The organism is Mesocryomonas lacus, from assembly GCF_055730105.2.
In genome coordinates, this window is sequence record NZ_JBUZWF020000008.1 from 59314 (window position 1) to 83630 (window position 24317).

At 67.3% G+C, this 24317-nt stretch carries 22 protein-coding genes; 11 read left to right on the top strand and 11 right to left on the bottom strand.

What is annotated here, in order from left to right; translation table 11 throughout:
• Window positions 1-171: 171 nt before the first annotated feature.
• The 5 genes from ACZLZQ_RS21695 to ACZLZQ_RS21715 all read left to right on the top strand — a co-directional run bounded on the left by ACZLZQ_RS21695 (window position 172) and on the right by ACZLZQ_RS21715 (window position 6699).
• Window positions 172-1968: a type I secretion system permease/ATPase gene (locus ACZLZQ_RS21695; RefSeq protein WP_472935752.1), complete on the top strand. Its 1797-nt coding sequence runs from the start codon at window positions 172-174 to the stop codon at window positions 1966-1968.
• 52 nt (window positions 1969-2020) lie between these two features.
• A complete protein-coding gene (locus ACZLZQ_RS21700) occupies window positions 2021-3412 on the top strand; it encodes an HlyD family type I secretion periplasmic adaptor subunit (RefSeq protein ID WP_472951164.1) in 1392 nt (463 codons plus the stop codon).
• Between the two features lie 139 nt (window positions 3413-3551).
• Window positions 3552-4766: a glycosyltransferase family 4 protein gene (locus ACZLZQ_RS21705; protein ID WP_472951165.1), complete on the top strand. Its 1215-nt coding sequence runs from the start codon at window positions 3552-3554 to the stop codon at window positions 4764-4766.
• A gap of 50 nt (window positions 4767-4816) precedes the next feature.
• Window positions 4817-5719, top strand: a complete 903-nt coding sequence (locus ACZLZQ_RS21710; RefSeq protein ID WP_472951166.1) for a glycosyltransferase family protein — start codon at window positions 4817-4819, stop codon at window positions 5717-5719.
• Between the two features lie 77 nt (window positions 5720-5796).
• On the top strand, window positions 5797-6699 hold the full coding sequence (locus ACZLZQ_RS21715; protein WP_472951167.1) for a rhamnan synthesis F family protein: 903 nt from the start codon (window positions 5797-5799) through the stop codon (window positions 6697-6699).
• A 10-nt stretch (window positions 6700-6709) separates the two neighbouring features.
• On the opposite strand, the gene ACZLZQ_RS21720 is transcribed toward ACZLZQ_RS21715, so the two are convergent.
• The 3 genes from ACZLZQ_RS21720 to ACZLZQ_RS21730 form a co-directional block, all read right to left on the bottom strand.
• Window positions 6710-7081 (bottom strand): hypothetical protein, encoded by a 372-nt coding sequence (locus tag ACZLZQ_RS21720; RefSeq protein WP_472951168.1) that lies wholly within the window; start codon window positions 7079-7081, stop codon window positions 6710-6712.
• A gap of 260 nt (window positions 7082-7341) precedes the next feature.
• Window positions 7342-7644 (bottom strand): glutathione S-transferase C-terminal domain-containing protein, encoded by a 303-nt coding sequence (locus ACZLZQ_RS21725; RefSeq protein WP_472951169.1) that lies wholly within the window; start codon window positions 7642-7644, stop codon window positions 7342-7344.
• Window positions 7641-8054 (bottom strand): glutathione S-transferase N-terminal domain-containing protein, encoded by a 414-nt coding sequence (locus tag ACZLZQ_RS21730; RefSeq protein ID WP_472951170.1) that lies wholly within the window; start codon window positions 8052-8054, stop codon window positions 7641-7643. The genes ACZLZQ_RS21725 and ACZLZQ_RS21730 overlap by 4 nt, the downstream gene beginning before the upstream one ends.
• 108 nt (window positions 8055-8162) lie before the next feature.
• On the opposite strand from ACZLZQ_RS21730, the gene ACZLZQ_RS21735 reads away from it, so the two are divergent.
• Entirely contained in the window at window positions 8163-8726 is a 564-nt protein-coding gene (locus tag ACZLZQ_RS21735; protein ID WP_472951171.1) for a TetR/AcrR family transcriptional regulator, read from the top strand.
• A 54-nt stretch (window positions 8727-8780) separates the two neighbouring features.
• On the opposite strand, the gene ACZLZQ_RS21740 is transcribed toward ACZLZQ_RS21735, so the two are convergent.
• The 5 genes from ACZLZQ_RS21740 to rfbC all read right to left on the bottom strand — a co-directional run bounded on the left by ACZLZQ_RS21740 (window position 8781) and on the right by rfbC (window position 12975).
• Complete coding sequence (locus ACZLZQ_RS21740; protein WP_472951172.1) at window positions 8781-9779, bottom strand: M23 family metallopeptidase; 999 nt, start codon at window positions 9777-9779, stop codon at window positions 8781-8783.
• 81 nt (window positions 9780-9860) lie between these two features.
• Window positions 9861-10223, bottom strand: a complete 363-nt coding sequence (locus tag ACZLZQ_RS21745) for a hypothetical protein (RefSeq protein WP_472951173.1) — start codon at window positions 10221-10223, stop codon at window positions 9861-9863.
• A 229-nt stretch (window positions 10224-10452) separates the two neighbouring features.
• Entirely contained in the window at window positions 10453-11331 is an 879-nt protein-coding gene (gene rfbD, locus ACZLZQ_RS21750; protein WP_472951174.1) for a dTDP-4-dehydrorhamnose reductase, read from the bottom strand.
• Window position 11332: 1 nt separating this feature from the next.
• Complete coding sequence (gene rfbB / locus ACZLZQ_RS21755) at window positions 11333-12403, bottom strand: dTDP-glucose 4,6-dehydratase (RefSeq protein ID WP_472951175.1); 1071 nt, start codon at window positions 12401-12403, stop codon at window positions 11333-11335.
• Entirely contained in the window at window positions 12400-12975 is a 576-nt protein-coding gene (gene rfbC / locus ACZLZQ_RS21760) for a dTDP-4-dehydrorhamnose 3,5-epimerase (RefSeq protein WP_472935740.1), read from the bottom strand. The genes rfbB and rfbC overlap by 4 nt, the downstream gene beginning before the upstream one ends.
• Window positions 12976-13307: 332 nt before the next feature.
• On the opposite strand from rfbC, the gene lepA reads away from it, so the two are divergent.
• Both lepA and ACZLZQ_RS21770 read left to right on the top strand, forming a co-directional pair.
• The gene (gene lepA, locus ACZLZQ_RS21765) at window positions 13308-15128 is read left to right on the top strand and encodes a translation elongation factor 4 (protein WP_472935739.1); all 1821 of its coding nucleotides are present in this window, start codon (window positions 13308-13310) and stop codon (window positions 15126-15128) included.
• Between the two features lie 94 nt (window positions 15129-15222).
• Complete coding sequence (locus ACZLZQ_RS21770; protein ID WP_472951176.1) at window positions 15223-15444, top strand: DUF2283 domain-containing protein; 222 nt, start codon at window positions 15223-15225, stop codon at window positions 15442-15444.
• Between the two features lie 98 nt (window positions 15445-15542).
• On the opposite strand, the gene ACZLZQ_RS21775 is transcribed toward ACZLZQ_RS21770, so the two are convergent.
• Window positions 15543-17534: a response regulator gene (locus ACZLZQ_RS21775; protein ID WP_472951177.1), complete on the bottom strand. Its 1992-nt coding sequence runs from the start codon at window positions 17532-17534 to the stop codon at window positions 15543-15545.
• A gap of 330 nt (window positions 17535-17864) precedes the next feature.
• Here ACZLZQ_RS21775 and ACZLZQ_RS21780 point away from each other — a divergent pair, with 330 nt between their 5' ends.
• Both ACZLZQ_RS21780 and ACZLZQ_RS21785 read left to right on the top strand, forming a co-directional pair.
• Window positions 17865-18074, top strand: a complete 210-nt coding sequence (locus ACZLZQ_RS21780; RefSeq protein ID WP_472935736.1) for a type II toxin-antitoxin system CcdA family antitoxin — start codon at window positions 17865-17867, stop codon at window positions 18072-18074.
• The gene (locus ACZLZQ_RS21785; RefSeq protein WP_472935735.1) at window positions 18074-18373 is read left to right on the top strand and encodes a CcdB family protein; all 300 of its coding nucleotides are present in this window, start codon (window positions 18074-18076) and stop codon (window positions 18371-18373) included. The genes ACZLZQ_RS21780 and ACZLZQ_RS21785 overlap by 1 nt, the downstream gene beginning before the upstream one ends.
• A gap of 25 nt (window positions 18374-18398) precedes the next feature.
• Here the strand turns inward: ACZLZQ_RS21785 and ACZLZQ_RS21790 are convergent, their stop codons facing one another.
• On the bottom strand, window positions 18399-21509 hold the full coding sequence (locus ACZLZQ_RS21790; RefSeq protein ID WP_472951178.1) for an efflux RND transporter permease subunit: 3111 nt from the start codon (window positions 21507-21509) through the stop codon (window positions 18399-18401).
• Window positions 21506-22840 carry an efflux RND transporter periplasmic adaptor subunit gene (locus tag ACZLZQ_RS21795; RefSeq protein ID WP_472951179.1) on the bottom strand — a complete coding sequence of 445 codons (1335 nt, stop codon included), beginning with the start codon at window positions 22838-22840 and terminating at the stop codon, window positions 21506-21508. Before ACZLZQ_RS21795 ends, ACZLZQ_RS21790 begins: the two co-directional genes overlap by 4 nt.
• Window positions 22841-23053: 213 nt before the next feature.
• Here ACZLZQ_RS21795 and ACZLZQ_RS21800 point away from each other — a divergent pair, with 213 nt between their 5' ends.
• Window positions 23054-24310: an Hsp70 family protein gene (locus ACZLZQ_RS21800; RefSeq protein WP_472951180.1), complete on the top strand. Its 1257-nt coding sequence runs from the start codon at window positions 23054-23056 to the stop codon at window positions 24308-24310.
• The last annotated feature ends 7 nt before the right edge of the window (window positions 24311-24317 follow it).

Here is a 24317-nt window from a genome sequence, read left to right on the forward strand (position 1 = left end):
CGCCGGCTGCCGCCCTGTGTGGCCCAGATACCTTCCTCTACGGAAAATGCGCGCTCAGCGGCCCATTCGGGAAATGAAGAGGCTCGACAAACTCCTTTACCGCCGTGTAAATCGCCGTAGAGTTGCGGCTTGCGATCGGCCGCGCGTCGGGCGGACAGTATAAGGCAGGCTATGAGCTCACATGCACCGCAGTCGGCCAAACCCCCGCTCGCACCGGAACTGAAGTCTGCCCTCAAGGCATCGGCCCGACCGCTGACCTTTGCCGCCATCTTCTCCTTCGGCTCGAACATTCTGTTCTTGGCAATGCCGCTTTACATGATGCAGGTTTATTCCCGCGTCGTGGTCTCCGGCTCGGTGCCGACCCTCCTCTACCTGACCATCGCCGCGACGGGCGCCTTCATCGTGATGAGCGCGCTCGAAGAGCTGCGGGGCCGCATCCTGATCAAGATCGGCACGATGATCGATCGCCGGCTGGCGCCGCGGCTGCTCGATGCCGTGGTTGCCGCGGGCCTGCGCGCTGGCCGCCCGGTGCGCAGCCACGTGCTGCGCGATCTCGACACCTTCCGCCAGGGCCTTGCAGGCAGCGTCACCAACGCCGTGCTCGATGCGCCCTGGGCGCCGATCTTCCTCGCCGTCATCTGGATCGTCGACTGGCGCCTCGGCCTGCTCTCGACCGTCGGCGCCTTGCTGCTGCTCGGCCTTGCCGCGCTCAACGAATACGTCACCCGCCCGGCCATGCGCGAGGCCAACGTCGCCGGCCAGCGCTCCTACAGCGCGACCGACTCCGGCCTGCGCAACGCCGAAGTCATCCACGCCATGGGCATGCTGCCGGGCCTTGCCAAGCGCTGGAACGGCGATCGGCTGGCGATGCTGCAGGCGCAGGAAACCGCGTCCGAGCGCGGCGGCACCGTCTCGGCCGCAATCCGCTTCCTCCGGATGTTCCTGCAGATCGCCATCCTCGGCGGCGGCGCGCTGCTGGTGATCGACGGCCTCACCGGTCCGGGCGTGATGTTCGGCTCGATGATGCTGATGGGCAAGGCGCTGGCGCCGGTCGAGCGCGCCGTCGGCTCCTGGCAGGCGATCATCCAGACCCGCCAGGCCTTCAGCCGCCTCAACGGCCTGCTGAACGAGTTCCCGGCTCGCGAGACCGGCATGGAACTGCCGCGCCCGGTCGGCCGGCTCTCGGTCGAGCAGGTTGTCTACGCCTTCCCAGGCACGCAGAAAGCTTTGCTAAAGAGCCTCAACTTCGCCCTCGAGCCGGGCGACTGCCTCGGCCTGATCGGGCCGTCCGGCGCCGGCAAGTCGTCGCTCGCCCGTCTCCTCATCGGCGTCTCCCAGCCGACCGCCGGCGCGGTGCGCCTTGACGGCGCCGAGATGCACTCCTGGGGCCGCAACCATATCGGCCGCCATGTCGGCTATCTCCCGCAGGACGTCGAGCTGTTCTCGGGCACGGTGCGCGACAACATCAGCCGCTTCGTCGCCAACCCGGACGACGGCAAGGTGCTGGAAGCCGCCGGCATGGCCGGCATCCACGACATGATCCTGCGCCTGCCCGACGGCTACGACACCGAGCTCGGCGACGGCGGCGCGATGCTCTCGGTCGGCCAGCGCCAGCGCGTCGCGCTGGCCCGCGCGCTCTACGACAAGCCCTCCTTCGTGGTGCTGGACGAGCCGAACGCCAGCCTCGATTCCGATGGCGAGAACGCCCTCCTCGCGGCCATTCTCGAGCTGCGCAAGATGGGCTCGACGGTCGTGGTAATTTCGCACCGGATGTCGGCGCTGAAGTTTGCGAACAAGATCCTGCTGCTGCGCGACGGCGTGATCGAGAATTTCGGTCCGCGCGACGCGGTCCTTGCCAAGCTGATGCCGACGCCGGTCCCGCAGGCCGCGCCGGTGGCCGGCGAGGCAGCCGCGCCGCGCGTCACCGATGCCACCACCCCGATCGGGGCCGGGGCGTCATCATCCTGAAGGCCGACCCGACGAGGGTTTTTCGTCGCCATCCGAGTTGAAAGAAGCGTCGATGTCAGTTGTAGCTTTCAGAAAGCCCTCCGAAGAGCCGGAAGCTTCCACCGCGCTCGCAACTTCCAGGCCTCTGGCATTGGCCGTCAACGAGCCGCCGGAGGATTTCGATACCGGCATGCGCCGGCCGATCATCATCGGCTCGGTCATCGTCGCGGTCTTCGTCGTTGGCCTCGGCATCTGGGCGACTTTCGCCCCGCTCGGCGCCGCGATCATGGCGGCCGGCGTCGTCAAGGTCGAGGACAACCGCAAGGTCATCAAGCAGCGCGACGGCGGCATCATCTCGCAAGTTCTCGTCCGCAACGGCCAGACGGTGGCGAAGGGCGACGTGCTCGTGAAGATGGACGACGTGCAGGCGCGCTCGGCCTTCGAGGTCTACGACAACCAGTACATGAACCTCCTGGCCCGGCGCTCGCGCTTCATGGCGGAAGGCGCCGGCGTCGAGGAGGTCTCCTTCCCGCCAGCCCTGACCCAGCGCCAGAGCGAAACGGCGATCGCCGGCCTGATCAGCGACCAGACCAGCCTTTTCGAAAAGCGCCGCCAGGCGATCCGCAACCAGGCGAGCATCCTGGAGCAGCGGCTGGCCCAGCTGAACACCCGCATTTCCGGCTACCAGGCGCAGATCGACGCGATTTCCAGCCAGAGCTCGCTCATCGCGCAGGAGCTCGTCGGCACCAAGTCGCTGGCCGAGCGCGGCTTCGGCACCAAGACCAAGGTCCTGGAGCTGCAGCGCGTCGCCGCTGGTCTCGACGGCCAGATCGGCAGCCTGAAGGCACAGATCGCCGAGGCCGAGCAGGCCAAGGGCGAGACGCAGATGCAGATCAACCGTCTGTTCGAGGATCACCTGACCGAAGGCAGCCAGGGCCTCAGCGACATCCAGGGCGACCTCGCCAATATCCTGCCGCGGCTGCAGTCGGCCAAGGCGACCCTCGATCTCGTCGAAGTCAAGGCGCCCGCAGCCGGCACCGTGTTCGGCCTCACACAGTTTACCAATGGCGGCATCGTCTCGCCCGGCGAACGGCTGATGGAGATCGTGCCGAGCAACAGCCCGATGATCATCGAGGCGAACCTGCCGACCACCGACATCGCCCAGGTGAAGGCGGGAATGCGGGCGGAGATCAAGTTGACCGCCTACAACCAGAGCATCACCCCGTCCGCCTGGGGCGAGGTGACCAAGGTTTCGGCCGACCGCGTGACCCTCGAAAATGGCACGTCCTTCTACACCGCAGAGGTGCGCGTCGACCCCGAGTCTCTGTCGCATGCCGCGCAGGACCTGCAGCTCTACCCGGGCATGCCGGCCGAGGTCATCATTCCGACCACGGCGCGTACCGCCCTGCAATATCTGATCGAACCGGTCACCCATTCGATGAGCCAGGCTTTCCGCGAGCGCTAGGCCACCTCACCCCAGCTGCCAGGGCATCCTCTGCGCGGGTACGGGTCAATCCCGCCCGGCAGAGGATGCAGGACGCCGGTCCGTGCGCGACGCCGTGCCCGGCGTGACAGGAAGGGGACGTCCGCGCCCCACAGGATCCATGATCAAGAACAAGCGACTGATCTTCATTCACCAGAACTTTCCCGGGCAGTTCCTGCACCTTTGCCGGGAGCTGGCGCCGCACAACAAGATCACCTTCATCACCAAGAACACGCCGAACCGGCTGCCGAACATCGAGCTGATCGCCTACCAGCCGCACCGGGCGACGACGCCGAACATCCACCCCTATCTCACGACGATCGAGGACGGCATCCTGCACGGCCAGGCGGTGGCGCGGATCCTGCTGCAGCTGAAGAACAACGGGGTCAAGCCGGACCTCATCATCGGCCATTGCGGCTGGGGCGAGACGCAGTTCGTCAAGGACATCTTCCCCGACGTGCCGCTGCTCAGCTATTTCGAGTTCTTCTACAGCGCCACCGGCGCCGATGTCGGCTTCGACAAGGAATTCCCCTCGAGCGACGAGCTGAAATTCCACCTGCGCAGCCGCAACCAGCTGCTGCTCAGCTGTCTCGAGGCGACCGACCGCGGCATCTCGCCCACCTGGTGGCAGCAGAGCCGGTTTCCCGAGGCCTATTCCGCCAAGGTCTCGGTCATCCACGACGGGGTCGACACCGCAGCGCTCAAAGCCGCCGAGAAGCCCTCGGTCACCCTCAACGGCATCACCTTCGACGGCACGGTGCCGCTCGTCACCTTCGTTGCGCGCAATCTCGAGCCCTATCGCGGCTTCCATGTCTTCATGCGGGCCGCCGAGCGGATCCTGAAGAAGCACCCGACGGCGCAGATCGTCATCGTCGGCGGCGACGGGGTAAGCTATGGCGCGAAACTCCCGGCCGGCGAGAGCTACAAGGCGCGGGCGCTGAAGGAGGTGACGATCGACGAGAAGCGGGTGCACTTCGTCGGCCGAATCGACTACGAGGTGTTCAAGCAGATGCTGCAGGTCTCGGACGCGCACGTCTACCTGACCTATCCCTTCGTCCTGTCCTGGTCGATGCTGGAGGCGATGGCGACGGAGTGTCTGGTGATCGGTTCGCAGACGCAGCCGGTCGAGGAAGTCATCCGGCACGGGCAGAACGGACTGCTCGTCGACTTCTTCGATCCGGAGGGCATTGCCGATACCGTGGTGGACGCGATCTCGAAGCCCGAGAACTACCGCGCGATGCGCAAGGCCGGTCGGCAGACGGTGATCGACCGCTACGACCTGCACGGCGTCTGCTTGCCCCGTCAGAAAGCCTTGATCGAGGGCATGATGGGGTAAGACGGGGAAGCAAGGCGACGCTTCGCGTCGCCGTTGAACGGATATACGGGATGCCGCTTCGCGACCAAGACATCGCCATCGCCATCACGGTCTACCGCCCCGACAAAACTCTGCTGCAGGCCCTCATCGCGGTGGCCACCGGTTTCGGCGGGCCCGTCCTCGTCCATGTCGATGGGCCGACCGGCGAGGCCATCGAGCCGTCCCTCCTCGATGCATTGCGGGCCGACAGCCGCCTCTCCTTGCTGCAGACGGAGGCGAATGCCGGCATCGGCGCCGGGCTCAACCGTCTGGTGGAAGCGGCAGAGCAGCGAGGCTGCCAGGCGATCCTCTTCTTCGACCAGGACAGCACGCCGACGCCCGACATGGCCCGCCGTCTGTGCGAGGCCTTCGACGATCTCGACGCCCGGGGATACCGCCCGGCGGCGGTCGGGCCGGCGCTCGCCGCCGATCCAGAGGCGCCGACCAAGGTGCCGCACTACCGCGACCGCACCGTTCCCGGTGCCCCCGCCGCCTATCGCGCAACCGATTTCCTCATCACCTCCGGCAGCCTGATAACGCTCGCAGCGCTACGCGCCATCGGCGGTTTCGAGGCCCGCTACCGGATGGACGCGATCGACGTCGAATGGTGCTTCCGCGCCTGGTCGAAGGGCTTTTCGGTCTGGTGCGTGCCAGGCGTCACCCTGCGGCACCGGGTCGGCGAGGGCATCGTCGAGGTCGGCGGCCTGCGGTTTCCCCGCCAGTCCGCCGCGCGCATGCAGAGCTATGCGCGCAACCAGTTTCACTTGCTGCGCCTTGCCCATATCCCCACCCGTTGGAAGCTGCGTACCCTTGTCTACGTGCCGCTGCAGCTGGCCGCCTTCGTCGCACGGACGCCGCACGGGAAGGCCCCGCTCGCCGGACGGCTGCTGCGCGCGCTGGCGGATGGGCTCACGGCCCGCTTCGATCGGACATGAGCATGCCAGAGCACCCGAATTTGCCAGCGGCGCCCGCGTCCTCCGGCTTATTCCCCGGCAAGGGGGAGACAGGTCCCGTGGTGCCAATCGCCGTCTTCGTCCACGTCCATTTCGCCGACGTCTGGGACTGGATGGCGCCGTGGATCGCCCGCAACCTGCAGCGGCCCTTCCACCTCGTGCTGACGACGTCCGGCGATGCCGCAAGCTTCATCCTTCCAGAGACGCCCTTCCTCCTGTCGCACCGGGTCCTGCGCACCGAGAACCGGGGCCGCGACGTCCGCCCGTTCCTCGAGGCGCTTTGCGCCGACCTCGACTATGCCATCGGCCTGAAACTGCACACGAAGCGGTCCACCCACCGGCTCGACGGTGCCGACTGGGGGAGGATGCTGGTCGAGGGGCTGCTGCCGGATCCTGCGGCGGTCGATCGGCTGCTGCGGGCGATGGAAGCCGATCCGCGGCTTGCGCTTGTCGGGCCAGACGGAATGCTGGTCTCGATGGCGCCTTGGATGCAGAAGAATGCCAAGCCGATGCGGCGGATCTCGCAGCGGCTGGGGCTTGCCTATGGCGAGGCGCTCCGGCGCACGCCGGTCTTTGCCGCGGGATCGATGTTCTGGTTCCGCAAAAGCGCCTTCGCGGCCTTGCCGGGCGCTGCCCTCGACAATCTGTTCGAACCGGAGCGGGGCCAAGTCGACGGCACCGCGGCGCACGCGCTGGAGCGGCTGTTCTCGCTACTGGCCGAGGCGGATGGCGGGGTGGTCACCACGGTAGAAGGCGTTGCGCTCTCGGCGCCCGCCATGGAGCTCGTGGAACTGCGGAAAATCTCACGCCGGCTGGCGGACCAGCCGAACGACTTTCTGGTGCCGCTCGGCCGCAAAATCCGCTTCCTCTTGAGGGTGCCGGGCCTGCGCGCCGCCTACCAGGCCATGCCGACCTGGCTGCGGCGCGGCGCGCGCACGCTCCGGCGCTTCGACAAGCCCTGACGGCGCGCGGTCAGTCGACCGTCACGCTGTAGGCGCGGGCGGTGCCGTCGGCCGTCGTCAGCGTGAAGGCATCGGTGCCCTTGAAGCTTGGCGAGGACGTGTAGAACACGACGATCGCCGGCACAGTGATGCCGGGGCAAGCCGGAAAACTGTTGGTCTTGACGTCCGCCTGCTGCAGCTTGATCTGACCGTGCGCCGCAAGCTTTAAAGGGGTCAGCGTCGGCGCGGGGTTCGGCTTGCAGTCGGCCCCGACCGACCCGACCCAGCCCGCGCGCACCTCCTGCCCGGCCTTCGCCGCAACGCTCACCGGCGCCGCCGTCTGCGCCGCGGCGGGAACCGCGAGCAAGCCGAGGAGAATAGCGGAAAGAGCGGATGACTTCATCTTGGGAAACCTTGCTTGCTGCGGGGAGAAGCGGCGCCTGCCTCGGGCGAACCCGGCCTTGCCGGCACCGATGACCGTCTCGCCGCCCATCAGGGAACGTGCCGCATCCTGACGCTAGGGAAGTTCGATGGCAAGCCTTGGTATTTGGAGGGGATGCGCGCCGCCCAGCATCCACACGCCTTTCGCCAGCAGGATCGGCCACAGGTCCCGCTGCGGCCGATCCGTGTTTTCCCGGTCGCCGCAGCGCGGCGGCGAGGCAGTCAGTCCCGGTTGTCGAGCTCCGGCACGCCGCTGTTGCGGTCGGCGTAGGCGGCAAGGAAGGTCGGGCGGCGCATCCAGCGCTGCCAGAACGCGTCGATGTGCTCGAAGCGCTCGTCGAGCGGCATGGCGTTGACCGGGTATTTTGAGAAGGCGATCGCGGTCGCCAAGGTGAAGTCGGAGAAGGTCGGCTCGCTTCCGCCGAGCAGCCATTCGCGTCCGTCGGAGAGATGCTGGTTGACGAGCCCGGTGTGCGCCAGTGCCTCCTTGCGGCAATGCTCGCCCCAGGCAGGATTGCTGGTCAACTCGAGCTTGGGCCCGAGCCCTGGTGCAGCACGTGGAAGGCCGTGGTGATGCGGTAGAGGATGTGGACCCAGATGCGGTTGTCCCACATGCTGTCGAGACCCTTCTCCTCCGCCGTCTCGCCCATCACCCGGCGGCCCGGAAACGCCTCGTCGAGATAGCGAACGACCGCCGCGGTCTCGGAGATGAAGCTCCCGTCCGCCAGCTCCAGCGTCGGCGTCTCGCCCCACGGGTTCCTCTTCAGGTGGCGCCACTGCCGCTGCTCGCCGGCGGGCGCCATGTCGTAGACATGCTCCTGGAAATGATCGGCGATGCCCTTCTCGTGCAGGAAGATGCGCAGGCGCTGGGGATTGGGGAAAGCCGACGGCGAAGTGAAGAGGCGAAGGGGGGATTTCGGGGTCGCAAGGGTCATAGTCGATCCATCTACCAATTGGTTGGTAGGCAGAAATAGAGGCTTTGCTTTCACCCTGTCAATCTCTATCTACCAATTGGTAGGTCGAGTGCATGAAGAGGAAAATCCGTGAGCATGACTTCCCGGGAGGCGGTGCTATCGGCTGCAAGGCGGGCCGCAATGGCGCGGGGCTATAACGGCTTGAACTACCGGGATATCGCGGCCGAAGTCGGCATCAAGGCGCCCAGCATCTACCACCACTTCGCCACCAAGGCCGATCTCGGTGCGGCGGTGGCGCGGCGGTACTGGGAGGATACCGCAGCGGACCTCGATGCGATCTCCACGCGGTTTCCCGACCCGCTGGAGGCCTTGCACCACTACCCCGACATCTTCCGCGCCTCGCTGTCGAACGACAACCGCATGTGCCTATCGAGCTTCATGGCGGCCGAATACGACGACCTTCCCGACGCGGTGAAGACGGAAGTGCAGGCCTTTGCGGACGTCAACGTCGCCTGGCTTGGCAAGCTGCTGACAGCGGCTTCGATCGTCCGTGTGGAGGAGAGCGGCGCCCGGGCCCGCGCCATCTACGCCGCCGTGGCGGGCGCCCAGCTCTTCGCCCGCGGCCGGTCGGATATCGCGCTGTTCGACGAGATGATCGCGCATTACCGGACGGCGGGTCCCTTGCCCGCCTAAGACCGTGGTCCGCGACAGCACGGCCAAGATTCACGGTGCCAGCGCGCCGGAGCGCTACGGCGCGACGTCGACATCCGCCGTTCGCGCCTCGACTACGGCGTCGCCCCGCAGCACTTGCGTCTCGATCCGGTAGCGGCCCGGCAAGGGGCTGCGCTTGCGGCCGGCGAACTGCGAATAGCTCGCCTTGTTGCCGCCGAGCGGCTCGCCCACGGCATCCGTGAAGACGGCGCCCGACGGGTCGGTGATCAGCAGCCGGATCCGGTCGCCGCCCTTCAGATTGGCGAACCAGCCCCAGCCGACCGTCGCGGCTGATGCCGGTGTCGGGGCAGGCGGCGGGCCGTCGGTGACCAGGCTGTCATGGGCGAAGAGGCTGCCGGCGATGCCGACACCAAGGATGTGGTGGGTGGCGGTGCTAAGCCACGCCGCTGCCGCCGGGCTCCAGAGCGGATGACGGTCCGCCAGGGCTGCCGTACAGCCGGCCCCGACCTCACGGCCGGTCGAGGGGTCCACCTTGACGCCGGCGTGCCGGACCGTGACGTGGACGTGTGGGAACTGCGCCCAGCCGGACGCGCCGACGAAGCCGAGCGTCTCGCCCGCGGCCACCGGACCGGCGGTCTTGGCGAGCGAGCCTTGCTTCATGTGGCAGTACTGCGTCTCCCAGCCGTTGCCGTGGTCGATCACCAGCCCGTTGCCGCATTCCTTGCCGCCGAAAGTGCCGGCCGCCTCGGCCCCGCCCGACAGCCTGTCGGGCTCGCCGTCGCGGCCGCGCAAGATCCTGCCCGCGGCCATGGCGACAACGGGCACGTCGCGGGCGATGTCCTTCAGCGAGGCGATGCGGATGTCGGTCCCGTCATGGCCGTCATAGGTCGCCCCGCCGCAGAACGGATCGCTCGCCCCGGCGCCCGCCTGCATGTCGGGAAACTGCTGGACCAGGCACTCCGCCTGCGGATCGCAGGCGACCGGGACGCCGAAGCGAGGCGCCGCCTCCTCGGCCGAGGCGATCGGCAGCAGAAGCATCGAGGCAAGGGCGGAGAGGCCGAGAGACAGGCGCATACGGGGGACGGCTTTCCGGATCGAGGGGCGTCACTGGCATCGGGGCGCATGGGGCGTCGGCCGCAGGCCTCGCCGGCCCGGTTACTCCAGCCGGTTGGCGCGCATGCTGTCGTCAAAATCGAGCGGCATGCAGGCCTCCTCGGTCTCGAGGTCGCGCATGTGGCTGGTGACGGCGCCGTCGCGGCGGATCACCCAGACCGGCGACACCTCCTCGCACTCGCGGCAGCGGAAATGCAGGCTGGAGACGATCGGTGGCTTGGCGTCCACCGGCGGAAGCACGCTGAACATCTCGTGGGGACCGGCATGGCTGCGCTCGTCGTGGCCGCAATGCGGGCAGAGGAGATAGCTCGGCCCGGTGACCACCGGCGGCGCGTCGGGAAAGGCGTGACGCGAGACGTCGATGATCGGCGCGTTCTCGTCGAAGATCAGAAAGCGCGATCGCATCCCTGTCGGTCTTCCCCTGTCGGCGCCCGCCCAGCGGCGCAGCCCGTCGCCGATCGCAAAGAGCAGCGGCGACGTTCCCTAGGGTCAATCTTACAGCATTGGCAGGCAATCCTATAGCCCGCCGGGACTACCTGGCTCTTTTCGCCGCGGGCGGCTGGAGAGAGGCGGGGACCAGCTGCGCCCCCGCCCTTTCCGCTCGCTCATCGCGCCGCGAATTGCTGTCGGCTGATCAGGCCTCGAGCGCTGCCAGGCACCGGCCGACGCCGTCCTGCCAGGCCGGCAGGCGGTGGCCGAACACGCCGTTGAAACGGGCGGTGTCGAGCCGGGAATTGGCCGGGCGGTAGGCCGGCGTCGGATAATCGGCCGTGCCGATCGGCTCGACGCTGGCCGAAGGTCCGCCACGGGCCGCCGACTGGCTAAAAATCTCGGCGGCGAAATCCGCCCAGTTCGTCGTCCCCGTCGCGACGAGGTGGAAGACGCCGCGCCAATCCGTCGCCGTCGGTTCCGCCAGCATGCGGCGGGCCACGACGACGATCGCCTCGGCAATGTCCGGCGCATAGGTCGGCGTGCCTTGCTGGTCGCCAACGACGCGCAGCGCGTCGCGCGTCGCGGCAAGCTTCAGCATGGTCTTCAGGAAGTTGTTGCCATAGGGGCTGTAGACCCAGGCGGTGCGCAGGATCGCCGCACGCGGATTGGCCGCCAGCACCGCCGCCTCGCCTTCCAGCTTGGAGCGGCCGTAGACGCTGACCGGGCCGGTCGCGTCGCTCTCGACATAGGGCTCGGCCTTGTCGCCGGGAAAGACGTAGTCGGTCGAGATGTGGATGATCGGCAGACCCGCCGCGGCCGCGGCCGCCGCGGCATGGCCCGCGCCGTCGCGGTTGGCGGCGAAGGCGGCGTCCACCTCGGTCTCGGCGCGGTCGACGGCGGTATAGGCGCCGGCCGAGACGACTACGTCCGGCCAATGCGCGGAGATCGCGCGGTCGAGGCTCGCCCGGTCGGTGATGTCGAGCTCGGGCCGGCCGAGCGCGATGATCTCGAGATCAGGCGCGGCCAGCGCCAGCAGCGAGGTCGCGACCTGCCCGCTGCGCCCGGTGACGAGAAGCTTCATTTCAGGCCTTCCCGCCGACTGCCCCGAGGCGCTCGCCGGCATACTTGCCCGCGCGGATCGGTCCCCACCAGCTTTCGTTGGCGAGATACCAGGCGATGGTCTTCTCCAGCCCGGTCTCGAAAGTCTCCTGCGCCTTCCAGCCGAGCTCGCCCTCGATGCGGGTGGCGTCGATGGCATAGCGCAGGTCGTGGCCAGGACGGTCGCTGACGAAATCGATCAGGCTGCGGCGGCTCTCGCCGCTGGCCAGCGGCGGCGCCAGGCGGTCGAGCGTGTCGCAGATGGCGTGGACGACATCGAGGTTGGAGCGCTCGTTGCGCCCGCCGATATTGTAGGAGCGACCGGCGACGCCGGTTGTCGCGACCATCGCCAGCGCGCGGGCGTGGTCATCGACGAACAGCCAGTCGCGGACGTTCTCGCCCTTGCCGTAGACCGGCAGGCGCTTGCCCTCGAGACCGTTGAGGATCATCAGCGGGATCAGCTTCTCCGGGAAGTGGTAGGGGCCGTAATTGTTCGAGCAGTTCGAGAGCACCACCGGCAGGTGATAGGTGTGGTGCCAGGCCATGGCGAGGTGATCGGACGCGGCCTTGGAGGCCGAATAGGGCGAGGACGGCGCGTAAGGCGTCTCCTCGGTGAACAGGCCATCGTCGAGCGGCAGGTCGCCGAACACCTCGTCGGTCGAGATGTGGTGGAAGCGGAAGCCCGCCTTCTTCTCGCCCTCGAGGCCCGACCAGTAGGCCCGCACGGCTTCCAGGAGCTCGTAGGTGCCGATGATGTTGGTGTTGATGAAGTCGCCGGGACCGTCGATCGAGCGGTCGACATGGCTTTCTGCGGCCAGATGCATCACCGCATCCGGCTTTTCCCGCTGCAGGAGCGCGGTGACGAAAGCGCGGTCGAGGATATCGCCCTTGGCGAAGACGTAGCGCGGGTCGTTCTCGATCGAGGCCAGCGAGGCAAGGCTCGCGGCATAGGTCAGCTTGTCGAGATTGACCACCGAATGCGGGGTCTCGTTGATGAGGTGGCGGCAGACCGCCGAACCGATAAAGCCGGCGCCGCCGGTGACGATGATCTTCACTTGCGGCTTTCCTCATAGATGAAGGGGGCGTTGGCCTCGGCCAGCGTCGGCGCGGCCTCGTCCTTGGCGGAGAGAACCGGCGTCTTGCCGCCGAGCGGCCAATCGATGGCGAGCGCCGGGTCGTCGTAGCGGATCGACCGATCATGGCTACCGGAATAGGGCGCGGACACCTTGTAGAAGACCTCGGTGTCAGGCTCGAGCGTCAGGAAGCCGTGCGCGAAGCCGACCGGAACCAGGAGCTGGTTGAACGCCTCGGCCGACAGCTCCACCGCGACCCACTTGCCGTAGGAGGGCGAGCCGCGCCGGATGTCGACGGCGACGTCGAGGATGCGTCCGCGCAGCACGCGCACCAGCTTGTCCTGGGCGAAGGGCGGCTCCTGGTAGTGCAGGCCGCGCAAGGTGAAGACGTCCTTGGAGTAGGACTGGTTGTCCTGCATCCAGTCGATCTCGATTCCGGCGCCCGAAAGACGCTGACGGTTGAACGTCTCGGCGAAGAAGCCGCGATCGTCGCCGAAACGCCGCGGCGTCAGTTCCACGACATCCGCGATCTCGAGCTTTCGTACGTCCAGCATGCAGCAGTCCTATTCAAGGGTCAGAGGCTGCTTTTTGCGCGATCGAATTGAGGCGGGCAATAGACAAGTGCAATTTAGCCGCCCGCATTCTCCGCCCCCTTGGCCCCGCCGTCGGTGCGACGCCAGCCTGCCCCGCCGCCATCTCGCCAGGCAAAGGCTTCCAGCGGATCGGCTGCCACCGTCCGGCCGCGCCCCACCGGAAGCTTCGCAGACCCGGGAGGCGGCTCGCAGGCTCTTTCCGGATGGCGCCGGAGGAGCGCCCCGTCGAGTGTCAACCACGCGCATCGCGCCGCGGTGAAAAACCGGTATCCGATATCGCTCAAATTGCTTATATGCGGGCCATGAGCACCCCTACGCCCCTCGACCACATCCGCAATTTCTCCATCGTGGCGCATATCGACCACGGCAAATCGACGCTGGCCGACCGTCTGATCCAGACGACCGGCGGGCTGGAGGCGCGCGAGATGACCGAGCAGGTGCTCGACTCGATGGACATCGAGCGCGAGCGCGGCATCACCATCAAGGCGCAGACGGTGCGGCTGCACTACGTCGCCAAGAATGGCGAGACCTACATCCTCAACCTCATCGACACGCCCGGCCATGTCGACTTCGCCTACGAGGTGTCGCGCTCGCTCGCCGCCTGCGAAGGCTCGCTCCTCGTCGTCGACGCGGCGCAGGGCGTCGAGGCGCAGACCCTCGCCAACGTCTATCTCGCGCTCGACAACGGCCACGAGATCGTGCCGGTGCTGAACAAGATCGATCTCCCCGCCGCCGAGCCGGACCGGGTGAAGGAGCAAATCGAGGAGGTGATCGGCCTCGACGCCTCGGACGCCGTGATGATCTCGGCGAAATCCGGCATCGGCATCGGCGATGTCCTCGAAGCCATCGTCCACCGCCTGCCGCCGCCGAAACACGGCGACCGTTCGGCGCCGCTGAAGGCGATGCTGGTCGACAGCTGGTACGACGCCTATCTCGGCGTCGTCGTCCTCGTGCGGATCATCGACGGCGAGCTGAAGAAGGGCCAGATCATCCGCATGATGGGAACGGACGCGAAATACCCGGTCGACCGGGTCGGCGTCTTCACCCCGAAGATGGTCAATCTCGACGTGCTCGGCCCCGGCGAGCTCGGCTTCATCACCGCCTCGATCAAGGAGGTCGCCGATACCCGCGTCGGCGACACCATCACCGAGGACAAGCGCCCGACGACGACCATGCTGCCGGGCTTCAAGCCGGCGCAGCCGGTGGTGTTCTGCGGCCTGTTCCCGGTCGATGCCGCGCAGTTCGACGATCTCAGAGCCGCCATGGGCAAGCTGCGCCTCAACGATGCGAGCTTCTCCTTTGAGATGGAATCCTCGGCTGCGCTCGGTTTCGGCTTCCGCTGCGGCTTCCTCGGCCTCCTTCACCTCGAGATCGTGCAGGAGCGGCTCTCCCGCGAGTTCGACCTCGACCTGATCGCCACCGCCCCTTCCGTCGTCTACGACATCAAGCTGACCGACGGCTCGACCATACAGCTGCACAATCCCGCCGATATGCCGGACGTGATGAAGATCGTCGAGATCCAAGAGCCCTGGATCAAGGCGACGATCCTCACCCCCGACGACTATCTCGGCAATATCCTGACGCTCTGCCAGGAGCGGCGCGGCGTTCAGACCGACCTCTCCTATGTCGGCAAGCGCGCAATGGTGACCTACGAGCTGCCGCTGAACGAGGTGGTGTTCGACTTCTACGACCGGCTGAAATCGATCTCCAAGGGCTATGCCTCCTTCGACTACTCGCTGATCGAGTACCGCGAGGGCGACCTCGTGAAACTCTCGGTGCTGGTCAATGCCGAGCCGGTCGACGCCCTCTCAATGCTGGTCCACCGCGCCCAGGCCGAGCGCCGCGGCCGGGCCATGTGCGAGAAGCTGAAGGACCTGATCCCCAACCACCTCTTCAAGATCCCGATCCAGGCGGCGATCGGCGGCAAGGTGATCGCCCGCGAGACCATCTCGGCCCTGCGCAAGGACGTGACCGCGAAATGCTACGGCGGCGACGCCACGCGCAAGCGCAAGCTCCTCGACAAGCAGAAAGAGGGCAAGAAGCGCATGCGCCAGTTCGGCAAGGTGGACATTCCGCAGGAAGCGTTCATCGCCGCGCTGAAGATGGACAGCTGACGGGACAGAGTTCGAGGAGCGGCGTTACTGGATGACAGTTAGCGACGATAATGCGCATTATCACCGCGACATTCGACCGGGGAGCAAAGCGCCCATGATCGACGTGACCTACGATCCTGAAGCCGACGCCGTCTATTTCCGCATCGGCAGCGGCACGATTGTCGAGTCGGCCGAGGCAGGTCCTTTCATCTATGACGTCGACGAAAAGGGCCGCGTTATCGGCATCGAAGTCCTGTCCGCCAGCACCGCGCTTGCCCCGGGAGACTGGCAGAAGGCACGCCTTCCAGCGCCGGGAAACGCCGACGCTGCCGAGTAGACGACACAGCCCGATTGAGACCCGAATTGAGGCTCAGAGTGTAGGCTGACGGCCTATCGCCACTAACCAGCGGCCGCACCTGCCGGAGGTCGCCAGCGTCACTCCGCCAGCGCCCTGACGTTCGCCGCGACCTCCTTCAGACTCGCCGCACCCTTGGACATGACCCTGGCCGCCGATTCCAGCCTTGATCGCTCGTCGGCCGTGAGATCGCGTGCGGACAGGATGATGACGGGGATGTCCTTGCCGCCGGCGCTCTTGCGCAGCGCGTGGAGGAAGGCGAAGCCGTCCATGACGGGCATGGTGAGGTCGAGGAGGATCACCCTCGGCGGCGCCACCTGCACGGCTTCGAGCGCCTCCTGGCCATTGCCGGCTTCGGCGACGCTCCAGCCGTCGCGCTCGAGGGCGCTGCGCACCCGCGACCGGGCGTCGGGGTCGTCGTCGACGACGAGGACATCGCCCACCTCGCCACGGAAACGGTCCATCACCGCGCGAAAATTGTCCCAGTTCACAGGCTTGGCGACGTAATCGGCAGCCCCGAGCGAGGAGGCGAGCCCACGCTCGCTGACGAAGGTGACCATGACGACCGGGATCGACGAGAGGTCGGGATCGGCCTTCAGGCGGCTCAGAACCGTCCAGCCGTCCATGCCCGGCATCATCACGTCGAGGAGGATCGCCCGCGGGCGCATTTCCTTCGCGAGCGACAGGCCGGTCGGACCGTCGGCGGCGGTAAGGGTCGCGAATCCTTCGCGGGCGAGGAAGCGGGTCATCAGCTCGCGCTGCGCGGTGTCGTCGTCGATCACCAGGACGACCTCCGCCTCGCCCTTGTCGCTGGCGACCGGCAGCTGGGCCTGGAGCGCCGCGAGATCCGTCTCGACCTCGGCCGGATCGCTCGCCACCTCCGGCAAGGTCAAGGTGAAGGCACTGCCGGCGTTGAGCGCGCTCTCGACGGTCACGTCGCCACCGAGCATCGCGCTGAACGCCTTCGTCAACGACAGGCCGAGGCCGGTGCCGCCGAACTTGCGCGTGGTGGAGGCATCCGCTTGCTGGAACCGCTGGAATAGCCGCTCCAGCTGCTCGGGCGTCATGCCGATGCCGGTATCGCTGACCCGGAAATGCACCTGACCTTCGGAACGCCAGACGGCGATGGTGACGACGCCCTCCTGGGTGAACTTGGCGGCGTTGCCGAGGAGGTTCAGGAGGATCTGACGGAGCTTGGTGACGTCCGATCGCATGGTGCCGATGTCGGCCGCCATCTCGATCTCCAGCCGGTTGTGCTTCTTGTCGATCAGTCCCTTGGCCGTGGAGACGACGTCGCCGACGATATCGGCGATGTCGAACTCCTCGACGAAGAGATCCATCTTGCCGCTTTCGACCTTGGAGAGGTCGAGCACGTCGTTGATGAGGCCGAGGAGATGCCGGGCATTGCTCTCGATCTTGCGGATGTCGCGCGCGAGCTCGCCGGGCTCGGTCCCGTCCTCGGCCTCCTCGATCAGCATCTCGGCATAGCCGATGATCGCCGACAGCGGCGTGCGCAGCTCATGGCTCATATTGGCGAGAAACTGGCTCTTGGCGATGTTCGCCTCTTCGGCCGCCTGCCGGGATTCCTCGGCTGCCCGCTCGGCCAGCACCTGGCCGGTCGTCTCGTTGCAGGGACAGAACAGGCCGACGACCGATCCGGCCTCGTCGAAGACCGGCGTGTAGGAGAAGGCGAAATGCGCCTCCTCGCTCGCGCCGTTGCGCTCGATGAAGAGCGTGATGTCGTCCATGTGGACGGGCTCACCGGAGTAGACCTGGCTGAACAGCGGCTCCAGATCGCTCCAGATGTCGCGCCAGACTATGGCGAACCGCTGGCCGAGCGCCGCCGGATGCTTGTCCTGGAGAAGGTCCACATAGGCGTCGTTGTAGAGAAGGGTCCGCTCGCGTCCCCAGGCCAGGAACATCGGCTGGCGCGAGGAGAGCATGAGGTCGACGAGCGTGCGCAGCGCATGCGGCCAGCCGTCGGGAATGCCAAGCGGGGTGGACGCCCAGTCGAAGGCGCGCAGCCGCGTCGCCATTTCGCCACTTCCACCGAGAAACCGCGGGTTCGTCATGGGTGCTCCTCGCCGGGACCAGCCTCTGCCGGCATGATCCAGCATTCAATGCCGAAAGCCGACGGAAGTTCGGCCGCCGCTACGGGATCGTGCAGAAAGGCGGAGAAAGGGCCGGAACGGCTTCGTAAATGCGGAGAGGAGGGCGCCACAACGCCTTCTAATACGCCGAAACGGATGGTCGCGTGGGCTTCTCTCACACCGCAAGCAATCCACGGGTACCGTTTGTGCCCGCGCAGATGAGCTGATAGCTCGGCAAAACGTGCAGCTGTTGTGGCAATCCTGGGATGCCCCTATCTTCGCCGGGCGCCACTCCTACCTGACGGACTTTGCATGAACGATATCACCATCGATCCGTCCCTCCTCGAAGAAGCGAAGTTGCTCAACGTCGATATTGCCCGGGCAGCAGCGCAGGGAATCGCCGACGCCGTCAAGAACGCCCGTGCTATCGGCTGGCGCGACGAGAACGCGGCAGCCTTGCGCTCCTCCAATCTCTACGTCGAGACAAACGGTCTGCCGCTCGGTTCCGAACGCCTGTTCTGATGGCGCGGTATGACGTGTTCGCGCGTCGCGAGGGCGATGGCTATCTTCTCGACGTTCAGGCCGACCTTTTGGAAAGTCTCACGACGCGGATCGTCGTTCCTCTTCTGCCCATCCTCAGTGCGCCGCGTCCAGCCGCTCGGCTCAACCCGGTGTTCAGCTTTTCCGGCAGTGAAATGGTCATGGTCACCCAGTTCATCTCAGCCGTGCCCATCGCGATCTTCGGCGCAAGGATCGGCAATCTGGCAGCCGAACACGATGCCATCATCGCGGCGCTCGACATGGCCCTCCAAGGCTTCTGAACGGCTCGAAACAGCACAACGCGCGCTATTCTGCCGGCACTGCCCGCATTTCGCCCGTCGGCCTCCCCCGCCCCGCGAACCGGTCGCTCAGCCTCTGTATGCCGACGAAGATCACCGGGGTGATGAACAGCGTCAGCAGCTGCGAGACCAGCAGCCCGCCGACGACGGCGACGCCGAGCGGCTGGCGCAGCTCCGAGCTCGCGCCGTGGCCGAGGGCGATCGGCACCGTGCCGAGAAGGGCGCAGAAGGTGGTCATCATGATCGGGCGGAAGCGGCGAACGCAGGCTTCGCGGATGGCGGGAACGGCTGGCATCCCCTCCTCGCGCATCAGCTGCAGCGCCACGTCGATCATCATGATGGCGTTCTTCTTGACGATGCCGATCAGCATCAGGATGCCGATGAGGGCGATGATCGACAGCTCCATTCCGGCAAAGTGCAGCGCCAGAAGCGCGCCGAGCGCCGCCGCCGGCAGGCCCGACAGGATGGTCAGTGGGTGGAGGAAGCTCTCGTAGAGCACGCCGAGGACGACGTAGATCGTCAGCACGGCGGCCAGGATCAGCCAGGGCGTGTTGGCGGTCGACTGGGCGAAGACCTGGGCGGTGCCCGCATAGCTGGTGAACACCGAGGCGGGCACGCCGAGCTGGGCCTTGATCGCGGCGATCTCCGCCGTCGCCTGGCCGAGCGCCACCCCCGGCGGCAGGTCGAAGGAGAGCGTGATCGAGGTCAGCTGTCCGGTCTGGTTGATCGTCACCGGCCCGGTCTGCCGCACGATCGCGGCGAAGGACGAGATCGGCACCAGCCGGCCATTGCTGGCGAGGACGTGGATGTTGGACAGGAGCGTGTCGTTCCAGGCGAGGTCCGGGTCGTATTCGAGGATCACCTCATAGCTGTCGCCGGTCGCCTGGATGGTCGCGGCCGACTGGGTGCCGAAACCGGCGCCGAGCACCGTGCGCAGCGTCTCGGCGGAGATGCCGAGCTGCTCGGCACGGTCGCGGTCGACCTTCACCTCGGCCTGGAGGGCATTGTCCTGCACGTCGGTGGCGACGCCGACGAAGGTCGAGCGGTCCGCCGCCATCGCCGCCTGGATTTTACCCGCCCAGTCCGCCAGGCCCGCCGTGTCCAGCGACTGCACCACCAGCTGGTACTGGCTCTGCGACGAGCGCCCGCCAAGCCGCAGGCTCTGCGAGGCCGTGACGAAGCTCTGCAGGCCGACCACTGTGCCGAGCTCTTTGCGGATGTCGGCGATCGTGCCGTCGATCTTGCCGCGCGCCTCCCTCGGTTTCAGCTGGACGAACATGGTGCCGGCATTGGTCGCCGCGCTCGATCCGCCGCCGATGGTGGCGGTGACGTGGTCAACGTCCGGCTCGGCTTTGACGAGATCGGCTGCCCGCTTGACCAGCACCGCCATGGCGTCGAACGAGATGTCCTGGCGCCCCTGCAAGGAGACCTGCAGCTGGCCGGTGTCCTCGCGCGGCAGAAAGCCGGAGGGAAGCACGGTGACCAGCCAGACCGACCCGGCGACGCTGGCGAGGAAGACCAGAAACACCGCAAAGCCATGCGCCAGGCACCAGTCGACGCCGCGGCCATAGCCCCGCGTCACCGCGGAAAAGCCGCGCTCGAACACGCCGGCCGGGCTCCAGCGGGCCGGCGGCTGGCGGGCGCTTTCCGGCAGGCGGGCGGCGAGCATCGGCGTGACGGTCAAGGAGACCAGCGCCGAGGCCATGATCGCCAGCGAGACGACCATGCCGAACTCGGTGAACAGCCGGCCGACGACCCCACCCATCATCAGGATCGGCAGGAACACCGCGATCAGCGAGAGCGACATCGAGACGATGGTCGCCGTCACCTCGCGGCTGCCGACGAGCGCTGCCTCGAAGGGCGCCATGCCCTTTTCCATGTGGTGAATAATGTTCTCCAGCATGACGATCGCATCGTCGACGACGAGGCCGACCGACAGCGTCAAGGCGAGCAGCGACATGTTGTCGATGGAATAGCCGAGCGGATACATGATGCCGAAGGTCGCCAGAATCGACAGCGGTACGGCGATGGCGGGGATCAGCGTCGAGACCAGCTTGCCGAGGAAGAGGTAGATCACCAGCACCACCAGCGCGATGGTGAGAAGCAGCGTGAACTCGACATCGTCGACGGCCGCCCGGATCTGCAGCGAATTGTCGTTCATCAGATCGACCGAGACCGAGGCCGGCAGCTGCGCGGTGATGCCCGGCAGCGCCGCCTTGATGGCGTCGACCACCTGCACCGTATTGGCGCCGGGCTGGCGCTGGACCGCCAGCGTGATCGCCCGCTCGCCGTCGTGCCAGCTGGCGAGGTTGTCGTTCTCGACGCTGTCGATCACCCGCGCCACCGTGCCGAGCCGCACCGGATTGCCGTTCGGGGTGGCGATGATCAGCGAGGTGAATTCTTTGGCATTCGAGAGCTGCGTCGGCACGTCGAGCGTGACGGCCTGGGCAGCGTTTTCGAAGGTACCAACCGGCGACTGGTCGTTGGCCTGCGCGAGCGCCGTCTCGATCTGGTTGATGCCGAGGCCGCGCGCGGCGAGCCGGTCGGGATCGACCTGCACCCGGACGGCATATTTCTGCTCGCCGTAGATCTGCGCCTGGGCGACACCGGCGATCGTCGAGATCGCTGGCGAGAGAATGTTCTCGGCGAGCGAATCCAGCTGCGTCAGCGGCATGGTCTTCGAGCGCAGCGAGAGGAGCATGATCGGTGCGTCCGCCGGGTTCGCCTTCCGGTAGCTCGGATCGTTCGTCATGTTGTCCGGCAGCCGCCGGCGGGCGCTGTCGATCGCCGCCTGGACGTCAGCGGCAGCGCTGTCGATGTCGCGCGACAGCGAGAACTGGATGGTGATCGAGGTGGAGCCGAGCGTCGAGCGGGCCGAGATGTTGTCGATGCCGGCAATGGTCTGGAACTGCTTGATCAGCGGCGTCGCGACAGCGGTCGCCATGGTCTCGGGCGAGGCGCCGGAGAGCTGGGCCGAGACGTTGACGGTCGGAAAATCGACTGTCGGCAAGGCGGCGACCGGCAGCTGGAAATAGGCCCCGAGCCCGGCGCCGGACAGGCCGATGGCCAAGAGCAGCGTCGCCACCGGCCGGCGGATGAAGATCTCCGAGAAGCTCATCGTACCGCTGCCACGGTCGACGCCTTGCCCGGCGTCCCGGCGGAAGCGGCCGGCACCGCATCGCTGCCCGGGGGCGGCGCGGCGGGTGGGGCGACCTCGGTCACCGCCATGCCGTCGGTGAGGTTCATCTGGCCCTCGGTGACCACCTTCTCGCCGTCCGCAAGGCCAGCAGCGATGCCGGTGACGTCGCCATCGACGAGGCCGATGGTGACCGGCCGCACCGCGATCTTCCCGTCAGCCACGACATAGACGATGCTTCCCTCCTGGGCCGGCTGCACGGCGAGCGAGGGCATTGCGACGAGCCGCCGCTCGGCCAGCACCACATCGACCGAGACCGACTGCCCCGGCCACAGCGCGCGGTCTTCGTTGGCCAGCACCGCCTTGGCGGCGAAGGTGCCCGAGAGCGTATCGATGCGGCTGTCGATGAAGCTCAGCGCCCCCGTTCGCGTCGGGACGCTGCCGGGATCGGCGCCGTCGCTGACCGACGTCGTGGTCGTCGGCGTGACGCTGATGCCGACGTCGCCGCGGGCGTGTGCGTCGCGCAAGCCCGCGATGTCGCTCTCCGCCATGCTGAAGCCGACGTCGACTGGCGCCATCTGGGTCAGCTGCACCACGGCGTCGCCCGGCTGGATGACATTGCCGACCGCGACGAGATAGGCGCCGAGCCGGCCGCTGATCGGGGCGCGGATCGTCATGTAGTCGAGTGCCACGCGGTCGGCGGCGAGCGTCGCCTGGTCGAGCGCGATGGTGGCCGTGGCGGTCGCCACCGCCGTCTCGGCATCCTGCAGCGCCTGGCCGGTGGCGACGTTGGACGTCGCGAGCTTCTGCTGCCGGGCGAGGTCGTTCTCGGCGCCCTTCAGCGTCGCGCCGTCGCGCGCAATCGTCGCCGTGTCGCGGGCGACGGCAGCCGCAGCCGCGCGGTCGTCCAGCCGGGCGATGATGTCGCCGGCGTGGATGTCGCTGCCCTCGCGCGCCACCCGCTCGACCAGCATGCCCTGGGCATAGCTGGTGACCGAGAGCGCGGACTGCGGCATCACCGAACCAATGGTCCGGCGCCGCACGGCGATCTCCTGCAGGCTCGCGGCGACGGTGGTCACAGGCCGGGGGCCGCTGTCCCTGCCGGGGCGACCTCCGCCATGCCCGCCGCCATGCCCGCCGGCGGCTGGGGCAGCATCTGCGGTGGCGGCGCCGTCGCTGCCGTTACTACCGGAGAGGCCGAAAAGCGGCCCGGCGGTCGACAGCACCCGGTGCTGTACCCAGCCGCCCGACAGTTGGTCGCCGACGGCCAGCGCGGCGAGGAGGCCCAGGAAGACGAGACCCGACTTTTTCACGCGCAAACCTTTCGGCTGACCATCGCCTGGATCATAAGCCAGCCGAACGTCACGCGATGCAGCAAACCGCGAGGTTGCCAAAATTTTAGGTCCGGCGAAACGGCCGCACTGACGGGAGACGCCGAGCAAGGCGGTTGCCAAGCCCGGCCGCCCCCGCTATTGCCCGCCCTCGCCTTTTCCGCCCGTGCCGGGCCCGTGACAAAAGCCAATCCCATGACCAGACTTGCCTGCGGCCTCGATTTCGGCACGACGAACTCGACTCTTGGCCTCATCGCCGCCGGCGCCCCGCAGCTGGTTGCGCTGGAAGACGGCCAGGCCACCATTCCGAGCGCGATGTTCTTCAGCCTCGAGGACCACAGCACCTATTTCGGTCGCAAGGCGGTGTTCGAATATGTCGACGGCGCGGAAGGCCGCTTCATGCGCGCACTGAAGAGCGTGCTCGGCACGTCGCTGATGGAGGAGACGACGCGGGTCGGCCGCCAGCGCCTCGGCTTCGGCGAGATCATCGGCCTCTTCCTCGCCTCGCTGAAGAAGAAGGCGGAGACGGATGCCGGCGCGCCGATCGAGCGCGTGGTGCTCGGTCGCCCCATCCATTTCGTCGATGGCGACGAGGTCGCGGACCGCACGGCGCAGGACCAGCTGGAGACGGCCGCCCGGGCGCAGGGCTTTTCGGAAATCGCCTTCCAGTTCGAGCCGGTGGCCGCAGCGCTGAACTACGAGCGCGAGGTGAATGCCGAGCAGCTGGCGCTGGTGGTCGACATCGGCGGCGGCACCTCGGATTTCTCGGTCATCCGCCTGTCGCCCGAGGGCGCGCGCCGCACCGACCGCAAGGATGACATCCTCGCCAATTCCGGCGTCCACATCGGCGGCACCGACGTCGACAAGGTGCTGAGCCTGGCCACCATCATGCCGGCGCTGGGGCTGGGCACCTCGACCGCCGACGGCAAGCGCCGCCTGCCGGTCTGGTACTGGAACGACCTCGCCACCTGGCACCGGATCAACCAGCTCTACACCCCGAAGATCACCCGCGACCTCTTCGAGTTGAAGCGCGAGGCCGCGCATCCGGAACGGCTCGAGGCCTTCATGACGCTCCTGGAATACCGCTCCGGCCACCGCCTCGCCGGCAGGGTCGAGGCGGCGAAGATCGATCTCACCGATGCAGAGAACGCCGTCATCGCTTTGTCCGAGCCCGGCCTGAAGCTCGAGCACGCCGTCAGCCGCGCGGAGTTCGACGCGGCAGTCGAGGGCCTCGTTGCCGGGATCGCCGGCAGCGTCGCCGAGTGCCTTACCCAGGCCGGCGTCACAGCAGACCAGATCGAGACCGTGCTCCTCACCGGCGGCTCGACGCAGATCCCGGTCGTCCGCCGCGCCGTCACCGGCCTGTTCGCAGGCGCCCGCATCGTCGAGAGCGACGCCTTCGGCAGCGTGGGTCTCGGGCTGGCGGTGGATGCCGGGCGCAAGTTCGGCTGACGAAAAA

Excerpts from the sequence above, each read along its gene's own strand:
- ACZLZQ_RS21695 (WP_472935752.1), top strand. The coding sequence starts at position 172 with ATGAGCTCACATGCACCGCAGTCGGCCAAACCCCCGCTCGCACCGGAA.
- ACZLZQ_RS21700 (WP_472951164.1), top strand. The coding sequence starts at position 2,021 with ATGTCAGTTGTAGCTTTCAGAAAGCCCTCCGAAGAGCCGGAAGCTTCC.
- ACZLZQ_RS21705 (WP_472951165.1), top strand. The coding sequence starts at position 3,552 with ATGATCAAGAACAAGCGACTGATCTTCATTCACCAGAACTTTCCCGGG.
- ACZLZQ_RS21710 (WP_472951166.1), top strand. The coding sequence starts at position 4,817 with ATGCCGCTTCGCGACCAAGACATCGCCATCGCCATCACGGTCTACCGC.
- ACZLZQ_RS21720 (WP_472951168.1), bottom strand. The coding sequence starts at position 7,081 with ATGAAGTCATCCGCTCTTTCCGCTATTCTCCTCGGCTTGCTCGCGGTT.
- ACZLZQ_RS21730 (WP_472951170.1), bottom strand. The coding sequence starts at position 8,054 with ATGACCCTTGCGACCCCGAAATCCCCCCTTCGCCTCTTCACTTCGCCG.
- ACZLZQ_RS21740 (WP_472951172.1), bottom strand. The coding sequence starts at position 9,779 with ATGCGCCTGTCTCTCGGCCTCTCCGCCCTTGCCTCGATGCTTCTGCTG.
- ACZLZQ_RS21745 (WP_472951173.1), bottom strand. The coding sequence starts at position 10,223 with ATGCGATCGCGCTTTCTGATCTTCGACGAGAACGCGCCGATCATCGAC.
- rfbD (WP_472951174.1), bottom strand. The coding sequence starts at position 11,331 with ATGAAGCTTCTCGTCACCGGGCGCAGCGGGCAGGTCGCGACCTCGCTG.
- rfbC (WP_472935740.1), bottom strand. The coding sequence starts at position 12,975 with ATGCTGGACGTACGAAAGCTCGAGATCGCGGATGTCGTGGAACTGACG.
- lepA (WP_472935739.1), top strand. The coding sequence starts at position 13,308 with ATGCGGGCCATGAGCACCCCTACGCCCCTCGACCACATCCGCAATTTC.
- ACZLZQ_RS21770 (WP_472951176.1), top strand. The coding sequence starts at position 15,223 with ATGATCGACGTGACCTACGATCCTGAAGCCGACGCCGTCTATTTCCGC.
- ACZLZQ_RS21775 (WP_472951177.1), bottom strand. The coding sequence starts at position 17,534 with ATGACGAACCCGCGGTTTCTCGGTGGAAGTGGCGAAATGGCGACGCGG.
- ACZLZQ_RS21780 (WP_472935736.1), top strand. The coding sequence starts at position 17,865 with ATGAACGATATCACCATCGATCCGTCCCTCCTCGAAGAAGCGAAGTTG.
- ACZLZQ_RS21785 (WP_472935735.1), top strand. The coding sequence starts at position 18,074 with ATGGCGCGGTATGACGTGTTCGCGCGTCGCGAGGGCGATGGCTATCTT.
- ACZLZQ_RS21790 (WP_472951178.1), bottom strand. The coding sequence starts at position 21,509 with ATGAGCTTCTCGGAGATCTTCATCCGCCGGCCGGTGGCGACGCTGCTC.
- ACZLZQ_RS21800 (WP_472951180.1), top strand. The coding sequence starts at position 23,054 with ATGACCAGACTTGCCTGCGGCCTCGATTTCGGCACGACGAACTCGACT.